Origin of the sequence: Rummeliibacillus sp. TYF005 (assembly GCF_003844195.1) — a bacterium.
Taxonomy (GTDB): domain Bacteria; phylum Bacillota; class Bacilli; order Bacillales_A; family Planococcaceae; genus Rummeliibacillus.
The window spans coordinates 12,258-26,266 of sequence record NZ_ML122571.1; the positions used below are offsets into that span (position 1 = coordinate 12,258).

Consider the following 14,009-nt stretch of genomic DNA (forward strand, 5'->3'; position numbering starts at 1 on the left):
AGAAGAAAAGCTTTACCCATTTACAATATCTTGTAAATATTCCCAACGTTCGATAAGATGTTCATATTTTGCATTGAGTTCTTCTAATTCGGAAGTCAAATTTTGTAGTAAAGTGAAATCAGATCCTGCTCCAGCAATACCTTCTTCAGCAGTCATAATTGCTTCCTCTACTTTCGCAATATCATCTTCAATTGTTTCCCATTCTTTTTTCTCTTTAAATGATAATTTTTTCTTTTGTGGTTTCATCTTTTTTTCAATAGTTTTTTCTACTTTTTCTTGTTTAACAGTAGATACAGGTTGAGTTTGTTCATGATTCGCAAGATAATCACTATAAATGTCCAGGCTTTCTTCAACACCACCATGTCCATTTAACACCCATAACTTTTTAGCAATTCGGTCGAGAAAGAAACGATCATGAGAAATAGTGACAACAACACCTTGGAATTGTTCGATGAAATCTTCCAATACAGAAAGTGTTTCAATATCTAAGTCATTTGTCGGTTCGTCTAATAATAAAACATTTGGTTGTTCCATTAATAATTTCAAAAGATATAAACGTTTTCTTTCTCCACCAGATAATTTACCAATAGGTGTTCCATGAGTATGTAGTGGAAATAAAAATCGTTCTAACATATTCGCGGCTGAGTGATGTTCACCTGTAGCATCTTCAATATCATTTGCTGTTTCACGTATATACTCAATCATTCTCTGGTTTGTATTCATATCCGGAAGATGTTGCGTGAAATGTGCTATACGAACAGTCGAACCTACATCAATTATTCCTTCATCAGGTTGGATATCTCCAGCTAGTATATTTAATAATGTACTTTTCCCTGCTCCATTTGCACCAATAATACCAATTCGATCACCTTGCTGTAATAGAAAAGAGAAGTTCTTGATAAGGTGCTTATCTTGATATCCCTTGGAAATATCCTTTGCTTCAATAACTTTTTTGCCTAATCGAGAAGTGGCTAAGCCTAGTTCTAAATTTGTATCATCTGTTTTATGTTCTAGATTATCTTCAAGTTCTTCAAAACGTTGAATACGCGCTTTTTGTTTTGTTGATCTTGCTTGTGCACCACGACGAATCCATTTAAGTTCAGAACGATATCGATTTCTCATTTTCGCCATTGTTGCTACTGCCATTTCTTCTCGAATCGCTTTAGCTTCCAGATATGCTGCATAGTTACCATTATGCTTGTACAGTGTTTGATTTGCTAGTTCATAGATATGGGTAGAAACTGCATCAAGGAAGTAGCGATCATGTGTGATAAAAATAACTGCTCCTTTTAATCGTAATACCATTTCTTGAAGCCATTCTGTCGATTGTACATCTAAATGGTTGGTAGGTTCATCTAATAAATATAAATCTGCTGGCTCAATTAAAACCTTTGCTAATGCAACACGTTTTTGCTGTCCACCTGAGAGATTAACGACTTGTTCTTCAAATGTTTCAATACCTAGCTTTGTTAAAGCCGTTTTGGCCAGAGCATTGACATCCCAAGCATGTAGTTGATCCATTTGTTGTTGTAATCGAAAAAGCTGATCTTGCAAAGTTACAGACTCTGGTTGACTACTTAGCAATGCTACAGTTTCTTCATACTGGCGATTTAAACGTAATATTGGTGAGTCTCCTGCGAATACGGCCTGTAGTACTGTTTCACCAGGTTCGAAAACCGGATTTTGTGGAAGATATGCTATTCGGTATTTGTTTGGATGGTCTAAATCAAGTGAATCTGCTTCCAACTCTCCTGCTAAAATGGACATTAATGTAGATTTTCCTGTACCATTAATCCCGATTAACCCTGCTCTCTCCCCTTCTACAATTGTAAATTCGATATTTTCAAATAGCGTTTTATCGCCAACAGTTTTTGTGCAATTCGAAACGATTAAATGACTCATAGTTTCCCTTCTCTTTCTAACTTCAATTGTTGTAAAAAGTCTACCATAAATTGATGGCGAGCTTCAGCCATTTGCTTACCCTTTGTTGTGGTCATTAAATCTTTTAGTAATAATAGCTTTTCATAAAAATGAGTTACAGAAGCTGTTTCTTTTTTACGGTATTCTGCCTCCGTCATTTGAACTCGAACTTCTTCCTTTTCATCATACAACTTTCTTCCTTTGGCACCACCATAAGCAAATGTTCTCGCAATCCCTACCGCACCGATAGCATCTAATCGATCTGCATCGCGAACAATTTTCGCTTCAATAGATTTAGCTTCCAGTTCGTTTCCTCCTCTAAAAGATACAGAGGCAATGATTTCTTGTATTTTTTGAATTTCATCATGTTTTAAATCAAGTTGGTTTAGAATGGTCGATTCGTTTTCTTTACCAGTTGTATACTTAGGATCACTTACATCATGTAAAAGCACAGCTAATTGAACTAATTCTCCATTTGCTGTTGGCTCTGTTTCTAAAATTGTTTTTGCATTCATCATTACTCGTTCAATATGTTGATAATCATGACTTGCGTCAAATTGATCATAAATAGATTTTACAAGTTGTTCACATTGTTTCACTTTGTTCATCTAAAAAACTCCTTTTTTGCCCAATGATATTATTATAACGGTATTTCACGTATCATAGTTATTTTACGAATCATTTTATCCAATCATTTTAAGAGAAACCTTATAAGGGATGGAATTCTTTAACGACCAATTATAAGAATTCGGTTTATCATTCCCATTTTCTGTCGTTTCAGCTTAAACTCCTCGTTGAAATTTAAAATGTATAAAATGCATATTATTCTTTTAAAATTGTTTTTTTTCTACATATTGATGTTTTTTTCTAAATAATAGATAGTGACTTTTTTGCCGATAATGGTAAAATAATATTAGAAGGATTTTTCTAAAAAGGGGGATTCAATGGATATTACAATCGGTTTTTCAGATGATTATACACAACTTCTTTCACCAGAACTTGAAAAAAGATTAGAAACAATTTATAACGACATGAAATCCAAGACAGCTTTTGGTTCAGATTATTTAGGTTGGCTAAATTGGCCAAGTTCTATAAGTCAAGAATTATTAGAAGAAATTAAAACTACTGCTAATCATATCCGTTCCACTTCTGATGTCTTAATCGTAATTGGTATTGGAGGCTCCTATCTCGGTTCCAAAGCAGTCATTGAAGCTCTATCTATTCCATTTGAAAAGAATGATAGCTTAGAAGTCATATTTGCCGGTCATTCTGTCAATGGTAGTTACTTAAAAAAATTATTGAAGTACATTGATGGCAAAGAAGTAACAGTTAATGTTATTTCAAAATCCGGAACGACAACTGAACCTGCTATTGCATTCCGTTTTTTACGTCAGTATATGGAAAATCGTTATGGATCATCAGCAGCATCACGAATTATTGTAACAACAGATCAGGAAAAAGGGGCACTCCGTTCACTTGCCATTGAACAAGGTTATAAAAGGTTTGTTGTACCTAATGATATAGGCGGTCGTTATTCTGTTTTTACCGCCGTTGGATTATTGCCAATAGCAGCAGCTGGATTCAATATCATTGAGCTTATTGCAGGTGCCAAAAAAGCAGAAGAACAATTCGGTCACTTTGATATGCATAATAATCCTGCTATTCAGTATGCGGTTTTGCGCAAACGCTTGCATGATAATGGCTATTTAATTGAAATTATGGCGTCGTTTGAAGAAAGATTGAAATATTTACAAGAATGGTGGAAACAATTATTTGGCGAAAGTGAAGGGAAAAATAAAAAAGGAATATTTCCTTCATCTGTTCAATACTCAACAGACTTACACTCTTTAGGTCAATATATTCAAGATGGGCAAAGAAACTTATTTGAAACATTTTTGATGGTGAAGAATATAGATGAAGATTTGACAATTCTAGAATCTAACAATAACGGTGATGAGTTAAACTATTTGAGTGGGCTATCATTGCATGCATTTAATAAAGTATGCCATGAAGCTACAGCCAATGCACATTTAGATGGCGGTGTTCCTCATATAACAATCACTATCGACCAAATTGATGAAATGCATATTGGTCATCTGTTATATTTTTATATGATGGCTTGTGCATATAGTGCTTATCTACTTGAAATTAATCCTTTCGACCAACCTGGTGTAGAAGCATATAAAACCAATATATTTAAAATGTTAAAAAAGCCAGTGTATTAAGTCTGCTGATCTTTTAATATTCTAGTATCCGCGTTAACTGAAAGGCAACGGATTACAAAACATATAAAAAGGCGTATTGTCCTTAGACAATACGTCTTTTTTATTTCTCATTGATGAAAATAATACGTCATGAATGAGTTTTATTTTATATTCGATAAATTCTAGCTTCATAAGGCTTTAATTTTAGGGCTTTTAATGGATCATGATTCTCTACTTCTTTATTTGATAGCAATAGATTCTTTCTTTCAAAAATAATACCGTCGATTTCATCTATATTAACTGTTTGTGGTGATAAATTGCTTACAATCATTACTTTTTCATTATTGAGCGTACGTGTATATGCAAAAATACGTTTGTGTTCACCCAATACTAAATTGTATTCACCATATATAAAAACCTCATTTTCCTTGCGCAAACGAATCATTTCTTTGTAAAAGTTGAGGATTGAATTCGGATCTACCTTCTGTTTTTCGACATTGATTTCGGTATAGTTTGGATTTACACCTATCCATGGTTTTCCATCTGTAAATCCTGCATTCGCTTTGTCTGACCATTGCATTGGAGTACGAGCGTTATCGCGACTGGATGACCAAATGATATTCATCACTTGCTCATGCGTATCACCCATCGCTATACGTTCAGCATAAAAGTTTTTATCTTTCACGTCATCATACTCTTCAATAGATGAAAATTTCACATTGGTCATACCAAGCTCTTGACCTTGGTATATAAACGGTGTTCCCTGCATAAAGAAATACATAATGGCTATAGAAGTAGCACTTTCCTTCCAATATTCCTGATCATTCCCCCAAGTGGACACACTTCTAGCAATATCATGATTTTCTATAAATAAGGCATTCCAGCCACTACCTTCTAATGCCTTTTGCCAGTTAGTCAGTACTCTTTTTAATCCTGGAATATCTAATTGAATTTCAGCATTCGCATCCCAAAGTGAGAGATGCTCAAATTGGAAAATCATATTGAATTTCCCTTCATTTTCATCTACCCATTCACGGATTTCATCAATACCTACTCCATTTGCTTCAGCTACTGTCATAATGTCATATTTTGCAAATGTTTCTTTCTTTAATTCATTTAGAAATGTTAAAATCCCTTCGACATTCATATATTTTTCCCATGCAGGTACATAAGGTAGATTTGTTGGATTTGGCATATTAGAGAAAGTCGTGTCCTTTTTGATATGACTAATCGCATCAACTCTAAATCCATCGATTCCTCTATCTAGCCACCACTTAATCATTGTATACAATGATTGTCGGACATCTTCATTTTCCCAATTTAAGTCAGGTTGTTTTTTAGAAAATAAGTGTAAATAATATTGTTCTGTCTTTTGATCGAATTCCCATGCAGAACCACCAAAAATACTCTCCCAGTTATTTGGCTCCTTTCCATTAACTGAATCTCGCCAAATATACCAATTTCTTTTGTCATTTTGTTTGGAAGATCTTGACTCTATAAACCAGGGATGTTCATCGCTTGTATGATTAATGACAAGGTCAATAATGAGTTTCATCTTACGTTTATGGATTTCATCTAATAACCTATTAAAGTCTTCCATTGTTCCGTACTCTTCCATAATATCTACATAACTACTAATATCATACCCATTATCATCATTTGGAGATTGATAAACGGGACAAATCCATATTACATCTATACCTAAATCTTGTAAGTAATCTAGTCTTGAAAGTAACCCTCTTAAATCTCCTATGCCATCATTATTCGAATCTTGGAAACTCCGCGGATATACTTGATAAGCGACCGCTTCTTTCCACCAAGCTCTTTTCATAGTTCACCTCATTTAATGTCTATTTTTCAAACTTAATACTTTTACATGAATTACGTTCAATTAGGGTTGTTGGCACAAAATGATGTTTTATCGTTATTTGATCAGATCCAACTTGTTCATATAAATAATTTGCCGCCTCAAAACCCAATTCAAATATCGAGATATCCACTGTCGTTAATGGAGGCTTTACATACTCAGAGAGAGCATGGTTATTAAAACTTACAATTGAAATGTCTTCTGGAACATTTATAGATAAATCCTCTAAATAGCGAATAATTTCATATGCAACTAAATCATCATGAGCGATAATGGCTGTTGGTGGCATATCTAGCTTCATTAATTCTTGGATACTTTTAATGCCTTTTGTTTTAAAGTCTTCATCTCTAATAAAATACTCATCAATAAAGTATAGATTCTTTTCCTTTAAACCCTGTTTATATCCCTCTAAACGATCTAAAGAAACAACAAAATCGATATCCCCACCAACAAATGCAATATGTTGGTGCCCTAATTTTTCAAGATAATTCACCATATTCTTGGAGATTGTTTTATTATCATTATCTATATATGAAATTTCCTTTTCGTTTTCATATGGACGCCCTACCATTGTGAATGGAAATTTTACTTCTTTTAAATATGCCATCGTACGATCATTGACTCGAGAATAGAGCAAGATGATTCCATCTACTTTTTTCCCTTGTACCATCGACACTACTTCCTTATATATCTCTTCTTCTGTACCACCAGTAGACAAATAAATTCCATATTGGTTTGAATGAGCGCTTGAGCAAATACCTCTTATTACTTCTGGGAAGAATGGATTCTGAAAAGCAAGAGATGTCGAATGGGACATAATTACACCTATTGTATTTGTCCTTTTCGCAGCTAAATTTCTTGCTTGAAAGTTGGGATAATACTTTAAGCGTTCCATCACTTCCCTTACCCTGCGTTTTGTTTGTACGCTAATCCTTGGACTATCCGCAATGACACGAGAAACCGTAGAAGGCGAGACATTTGCTTCTTTCGCTACATCAATAATTGTTACTGCCAATGGAACATCTTCCTTTCAATATTACTTAACTGCACCTTCTGAAACTCCTTTAATAATTTCTCTTTGTGCTATGAAATAACCGACTATTACCGGTATTATGGCTAAAGTGAGACCTGCTAATGCTAAATGCCATTGTTTTGTATATTCCCCAAAGAAGAAGAACATCTTCAATGGTATCGTCTCCATTCCTTGTTGGTTTATCACTAATGATGGTAATAAATAATCATTCCAAATCCAAATCGTATTTAAAATGGCTACTGTAACTGTTATTGGCTTTAGCATTGGGAAAATAATGTGCCAAAAAATTTGAAACCTATTTGCTCCATCAATAGTTGCTGCCTCATCCAATGATTTTGGAATAGAATTTAACGCTCCATGATATAAAAAGATTGATAAACTTGTACCAAAACCTAAATACATAATGATGATTCCGAAACGATTCAGCATTTCGAATTTTCCGAAAATCGTTACAAGTGGTATCATAACAGATTGGAAAGGAATTAACATAGCTGCTACAAAAATAAAGAAAATTACTGTTGCAACCTTACTTTTCATACGCGACAATGCATAGGCAGCCATTGCAGAAAAGACAATAATTACTACTAAACTACAAATTGTAATTAGCAGTGAGTTTCCAAATGTTCTTAAAAAGTCTAATTCCTTAAATGCCTGAATGTAATTATCAAAAGAAAAAGTGCTTGGTGGTTTTAATGTGTCTGAAAATATTTCTTTCTTAGTTTTAAATGAGTTGACAATCATCAAATAGAAAGGCGATAACCAAATTAGCGCCAGTAGAATCCCTAATATTTCAATTGGTATTAAATAAGCCTTTTTCATCACATCTCCACCTCACGTTTCTTGTTTAAATATACTTGCAATAACGCAATTGCTGCTACAATGATAAAGAATATAACTGCTTTAGCTTGAGCATATGCCATATTGTATTGTGAAAATGCGGTATTGAAGATTTCCATAGCGACCATTTGAGTAGAATTGTAAGGTCCGCCACCAGTGAGTGATAGATTTTGATCGTAAAGTTTAAACGTATTTGATAGTGTCAAAAACAAACTAACTGTGAATGCCGGTGCTACTAATGGGAAAACAACATACCAAAATCTTTGGAAAACGTTAGCTCCATCTATTTCAGCTGCTTCTACTAATTCTTTTGACACACCCTCTAGATACGACACATAAATAACCATTATATATCCAGACATTTGCCAACTCATTAAAATCACTAAACCCCAGAAACCTGTCTCAGGAGTTGATAGCCAACCTTGTAATTTTTCACTGCCGATTATTGACCCGAAGCTAGCAAAGGCTTTCGTGAAAATAAACTGCCAGATAAACCCGAGGATTAATCCCCCTATCAGATTTGGCATAAAAAATATAGTTCTTAGTATTTTATTTGTCTTTAACTTTGTTGTAACAATAAGAGCTAAAGATAAACCAAACGTATTAATTAATATGATTGAAACAATTGAAAACTTGGTTGTAAACCAAAGAGAATTTATAAATTCTTTATCATGAAAAAGCTCTATGTAATGCTTAAATCCTACATATTCTTTTACTTGTATTCCATTCCAATCTGTAAAAGAATAATAAACGCCTACGACTAACGGTGCTACAACAACTACTGCTAATGCGAGTAACGCTGGGAATAAGAAGAACCAATAAGTTAAGTCCTTTTTACGCATCTTTTCACCTCCGATATATCAATGAATGACCTTTCATCCTAAATGAATATTGATGAAAGGTCATCCTTTTCCAAAAAGATAATTTCTATAATGGACTTTACTACCTATTAATGTTGAATAATTTTTTATTTACGATTATCTTCCCATGATTTTTTAGTTGTGTTTACAACTTCATCCCATGATGCTTTTTTGCTTAAGTATTTTTGAATTTGCACACCCAACTCGTCTTGTCCCCAACCTGTTGGATAACCCATAAACGTCCAACCAATTGTTTTACCTTCATTTGCATATTCATAAACGGCTTTAGATAGTGGATCTGAGATTTTAGAAGCATCGTATCCACTATAGGCTGGAATAAACTTAAAATCATTGATAACTGTTTCTTTACCTTTTTCAGAAGTATATAACCAATCTAAGAATTCTTTAGATGCCTCGATTACTTCTTTTTCAGCATTATTGTTAACACCCCAGTACATTGGAATCCCTACTGGAATACTGTCTTCTTTATACCCTTCTACAGGAATTGGTAAAATTCCAATACCATTGTTTGCAAATTCTTCATCGATTCCAGCGATTGATCCATATATCCAGTTTCCTTGTTGAATAATTGCTACTTTTTGAAGAGAGAATAATTCTTCAACTTGTTTTGAATAGTCCAAGCTTACAGTAGGTTGAACGGAGTATTGATTTTGCAAATCTAATATTTTCTTGAATGCATCACCATACTTAAAATCAACCTTTTTAGCATCATAAGCAGTTAAAACATTATTATCGAACTCCGGAGCAAGAAATGTATTTGATAAATGTAGACCCGTTACCCATGTTTCTTTACCAGGTAATGCAAATACAGATTGAATTCCTAATTCTTTTTTCTTGCTATCTAATTCTTTTACAGCTTTTTCTAACGAAGCGTAATCCGTAATTGTCGTCGGATCAATTCCTGCTTTTTTGAAGATATTTTTATTGTATATAAATCCGTAACCTTCTTGATTGTATGGAACACCTAGCACTTTCCCATCTAATGTTACTCCATCAAGTGTTCCTTCTAATGCAGCACCTGCAGCTCCTGAATCCGATAGATCCGCTAGCTTATCCTGCCAATCTGCCACATCTTGTGGTCCACCGATATTATAAATGGATGGTTCCTTACCCGAAGCAAATTTTGAGCGAAGAGCTGCGCCGTAATCCTCTCCTCCACCAACAGTTGTAATGTTAATTTTTACATCTTTATGTTCGTTTTCATAATCTTTCGCTACTTTTTCAAATTGATCTTTAAACTCCACTTTAAACTGGAACACGTCAATCGTGACTTGCTTATTTTTTGATCCTGATGTCCCCTCATTTGATGAATCTTCGTTAGAACCACACCCCGTTAAAATCCCCGTAATCCCTAGTGACATAGCTAAGAGCCCTGCACGCCATTTGTTTTTCACTTTTTCTCTACCCCTTTGTGATAAATTTTCATTTGCAAGCGTTTGCATAATTAATATAAAAAAATAATTCAAAATGCGAAAACGTTTGCACATAATGAATTATTTAAATCCTAACATATTGCTATTTATATAACAATATCTAATTTATGCGCAATTCTGTTTTTTTATCAAAGAAATGTGCATATTTTAGTTGGAATACTAGATTAATATAATCCCCAGGATGAACTGTTTTAGCGGAGTCAATTTTTCCTACAAAATTCTGTCCTTCCAAGTTTGCATATATCATTTGTTCCGCTCCTGTTAGTTCAGCTACTTCAATTTGTGTTTCAACAATATAATCATCATTACTTACAGAGTTGTTTTTCTCATTGCTTATATGTTCTGAACGAATCCCCATGAAAACTTCTTCACCATTGTAATTTTGTAATATTGACTGAAATTCTGTTGGCAATGGTATAGTTTTTTCACCAATTTGAATAGAACCTGATTGATAAACTCCTGTAAAAAAGTTCATAGCAGGTGAACCAATAAATCCTCCGACAAAAACATTTGCAGGTGCATCATACACTTCCTTTGGCGTACCAATTTGTTGGATAACCCCATCCTTCATGATGACAATTCTTGTTGCCATTGTCATTGCTTCTGTTTGGTCATGTGTAACATAAATGGTTGTCGGCTTTAATCGGTTATGTAGCTTAATAATTTCTGTGCGCATTTGTACACGTAATTTTGAATCTAAATTGGATAATGGTTCATCCATTAAAAATATTTTAGCATCACGAGCTATTGCACGACCTAATGCAACACGCTGACGTTGACCACCTGATAATGCTTTTGGTTTTCTGTTTAAATATGGTTCTAAATCTAAAATTGCTGCAACTTCTTTCACTCTTTTTTCAATTTCCTTTTTTGGGACTTTACGCATTTTCAATCCAAAAGCCATGTTATCAAACACTGTCAAATGTGGATATAAAGCATAATTTTGAAATACCATTGCAATATCACGATCTTTTGGTGGAACTTCATTCATACGCTTCCCATCGATTAAAAACTCTCCTTCTGAGATTTCTTCTAAACCAGCGATCATTCTTAAAGTTGTACTTTTTCCACAGCCAGATGGTCCAACAAAAACGATGAATTCTTCATCTTCTACATCTAGATTAAAATCTGATACGGCCTTTAGCTTTGTCTTATTATCATATATTTTCGAAATTCCTTTTAATTTTAAAGTTGCCATGTCTTTACACTCCCTTTTCTGTATTGCAAGAGTTTTGAGCGATCAATGACTAATAATGCAGCACCAAGCATTCCTGCCTCATTTCCAAAGACTGCTTTTTTAATTTCTAAAGGTTTTAATTTTAATGGTTCTACTTCAGTAAGAAGAAAACTCCACCAATCATCAGATGATTCAGAAACTCCTCCACCTATAACAACACAATCCATATCTAAAATTGCCTGTAAATTAGATATGACAATAGCGAAATCGGTAAGGAAAGCATTGCGAACAGCTATTGCACCTTTGTGGCCATTTGCTGCCATCTTAAATAATTCATGTGGAGTTACCAATTCCTCAGTTTTGGGATCTATAACATTATTATTTAATATTAACCTTCTTAAAGCAGTCCCAGAAACATATTCTTCACTGCAACCATATCGTCCACAGCCACAAAGAATACCATTAGGATACAAAATCATATGACCAATTTCTCCACCACCACCGTGCGCACCATTCATAACATTTCCATCAATAATTATTCCGCCACCCAATTTAGTTCCTACTGTTAAACAAACCACTCGACGATAATCCTTTGCAGAGCCAAGATATGACTCAGCTAGTGCTGCACAATTTGCATCGTTATTTATTTCTACACGAATTCCTGTAGCAGCTTGTAATTGTTTCTTTACATGAGTCCCTTTCCAGCCGGGTAATTCGGTTTCAAAAGTGACTATTCCTTCTTCACTATCTACCATCCCTCTCGTTCCTATACCAATCCCTATTAAATTAGGAAATTGTTTTTGTACCTCGAGAATTTTCTCTTCTAAATAAGGGTATAAAGGTAATTTTGTTGGAATCGTCGTATCAGCTATAACTTCACCAGTCTCACTTACAACACCTATACGTATTTTAGTTCCACCAATATCAACACCTAGTACTAGGCTCATTCTAGTTATCCCCTCCCAAAAGAAAGAACAAACGCTTCATACGGCCGAACTTTAAGCGTATTTCCTTCAATTTTTATATCCTCATAATTAGCAATAATTACTTTAAATTTATAATCTTGAATTTTGCAACATGATAGGTCTAATAATTCAGTTTCTTTAGAAAAGTTACTGATGACTAACCACTCTTGCTTTTCAAAAATACGTTTATAGACAAATAGATTGACATGATTAGCTAACAATAATTGAAATCGTCCATATGTGATAATATCGTGTTCTTTTCTTAGCTGAATAAGCTTTTGATACGTATAAAAAATAGATGATGTGTCTTCAAGCGCAAGTTCAGCATTGATTTTCGGTGTGTTGGGATTCATGTTAATCCACGGAGTTCCTGTTGAAAATCCTCCATCTGTACTCCATTGCATCGGAGTTCTTGCATTATCACGACCTGCTGCGTAAATACTGTCTAGTATTTCTTTATGTGGAATTCCTTGATTGCTTTTTTCCTTATACATATTCAAAGTTTCAATATCACGATAATCTTCTATCGATTTAAATTTTACATTCGTCATACCAAATTCTTCGCCCTGATAAATATATGGCGTTCCTTGTAACATATGAAGACAGATTGCTAGCATTTTAGCAGATTTTTCTCGATACTTTTCGTCATCACATCCAAAACGTGAAACAACTCGAGGTTGATCATGATTATTCCAATAAAGACTATTCCACCCTTTGTTATAAAGTGCTGTTTGCCATTTTTCTAAAACTTTTTTTAGCTTTACTAAATTGAAAGGTTGAATATCCCATTTTTCAAAAGGTCCATGATCGATATTCATATGTTCAAAAGTAAAGATCATGTTAACTTCTTGATTTGAAGGATCCGTATAAATTTTCGCTTCATCTGTAGAAGTACCAGGCATTTCACCTACTGTCATCACGTCATAATGGCTTAATACCTTAGCATTCATTTCTTGTAAATATGTATGAATATTAGGCCCATTAATATAATATGGACTTCCATCTCCATACAACTGACCAGCATAAACTTTCCCATCTAGTAATTTACTATCCTTTGAGATAAAATTGATCACATCCATTCGAAAACCGCCAATTCCTTTATCAAGCCAATAGGACATCATTTTATAAATGTCATCTCTTAGAGGTTGATGTTCCCAATTTAAATCAGGTTGTTTTTTTGAAAAAAGGTGTAGATAATACGAATTTGTGTTTTTTTCCTTCTCCCAAGCGCTACCTGAAAATACAGATTCCCAATTATTTGGTGGTAATTCACCATTTCCTTCACGCCAAATATAATAATCTCTATATTGTGAGTCCTTAGAGGAACGAGATTCTATGAACCAATGATGTTCATCTGACGTATGATTAACAACAAGGTCCATTACAATTCGAATCCCTACTTTTTTGGCCTCTTCTAACAATTGATCAAAGTCTTCCATTGTACCAAACTCACTCATAATTGCTTCATAATTTCGAATATCGTAACCATTATCATCATTTGGAGAATCATAGATTGGACTTAGCCAAATAACATCTATACCTAACCTTTGCAAATAAGGAATCTTGGAAATAATTCCTTGTAAATCACCAATTCCATCCCCATTTGAATCCATAAAACTTCTCGGATAAATCTGGTAAACAACACTTTTTTTCCACCAAGGTTCGCTCAAAGGAACCATTAACGCACCTCCT

11 protein-coding genes are annotated in these 14,009 nt (G+C 34.1%); 1 reads left to right on the plus strand and 10 read right to left on the minus strand.

Annotated features, from left to right (window positions below; translation table 11 throughout):
- Positions 1–12: 12 nt before the first annotated feature.
- Together CW357_RS13640 and CW357_RS13645 are read right to left on the minus strand one after the other, a co-directional pair.
- Complete coding sequence (locus tag CW357_RS13640) at positions 13–1,902, minus strand: ABC-F family ATP-binding cassette domain-containing protein (protein WP_124218340.1); 1,890 nt, start codon at positions 1,900–1,902, stop codon at positions 13–15.
- Positions 1,899–2,528 (minus strand): HD domain-containing protein, encoded by a 630-nt coding sequence (locus CW357_RS13645; protein WP_124218341.1) that lies wholly within the window; start codon positions 2,526–2,528, stop codon positions 1,899–1,901. Before CW357_RS13645 ends, CW357_RS13640 begins: the two co-directional genes overlap by 4 nt.
- A 336-nt stretch (positions 2,529–2,864) precedes the next feature.
- Here CW357_RS13645 and CW357_RS13650 point away from each other — a divergent pair, with 336 nt between their 5' ends.
- Positions 2,865–4,145, plus strand: a complete 1,281-nt coding sequence (locus CW357_RS13650; RefSeq protein WP_124218342.1) for a glucose-6-phosphate isomerase — start codon at positions 2,865–2,867, stop codon at positions 4,143–4,145.
- Between the two features lie 145 nt (positions 4,146–4,290).
- Here the strand turns inward: CW357_RS13650 and CW357_RS13655 are convergent, their stop codons facing one another.
- From CW357_RS13655 to CW357_RS13690, 8 genes are all read right to left on the minus strand, one after another.
- The gene (locus CW357_RS13655) at positions 4,291–5,955 is read right to left on the minus strand and encodes a glycoside hydrolase family 13 protein (protein WP_124218343.1); all 1,665 of its coding nucleotides are present in this window, start codon (positions 5,953–5,955) and stop codon (positions 4,291–4,293) included.
- A 19-nt stretch (positions 5,956–5,974) separates the two neighbouring features.
- Positions 5,975–7,006, minus strand: coding sequence for a LacI family DNA-binding transcriptional regulator (locus CW357_RS13660; protein ID WP_119416076.1), 1,032 nt, complete (start codon positions 7,004–7,006; stop codon positions 5,975–5,977).
- Between the two features lie 21 nt (positions 7,007–7,027).
- Entirely contained in the window at positions 7,028–7,843 is an 816-nt protein-coding gene (locus CW357_RS13665; RefSeq protein WP_119416077.1) for a carbohydrate ABC transporter permease, read from the minus strand.
- Entirely contained in the window at positions 7,843–8,703 is an 861-nt protein-coding gene (locus CW357_RS13670; RefSeq protein WP_119416078.1) for a carbohydrate ABC transporter permease, read from the minus strand. The genes CW357_RS13665 and CW357_RS13670 overlap by 1 nt, the downstream gene beginning before the upstream one ends.
- A 125-nt stretch (positions 8,704–8,828) precedes the next feature.
- Positions 8,829–10,136, minus strand: coding sequence for an ABC transporter substrate-binding protein (locus CW357_RS13675; RefSeq protein ID WP_233548082.1), 1,308 nt, complete (start codon positions 10,134–10,136; stop codon positions 8,829–8,831).
- A gap of 139 nt (positions 10,137–10,275) precedes the next feature.
- Positions 10,276–11,373, minus strand: coding sequence for an ABC transporter ATP-binding protein (locus CW357_RS13680; protein WP_119416079.1), 1,098 nt, complete (start codon positions 11,371–11,373; stop codon positions 10,276–10,278).
- A complete protein-coding gene (locus tag CW357_RS13685) occupies positions 11,361–12,299 on the minus strand; it encodes an ROK family protein (protein WP_119416080.1) in 939 nt (312 codons plus the stop codon). The genes CW357_RS13680 and CW357_RS13685 overlap by 13 nt, the downstream gene beginning before the upstream one ends.
- 5 nt (positions 12,300–12,304) lie before the next feature.
- Positions 12,305–13,996: a glycoside hydrolase family 13 protein gene (locus tag CW357_RS13690; RefSeq protein WP_305794143.1), complete on the minus strand. Its 1,692-nt coding sequence runs from the start codon at positions 13,994–13,996 to the stop codon at positions 12,305–12,307.
- Between the last annotated feature and the right edge of the window lie 13 nt (positions 13,997–14,009).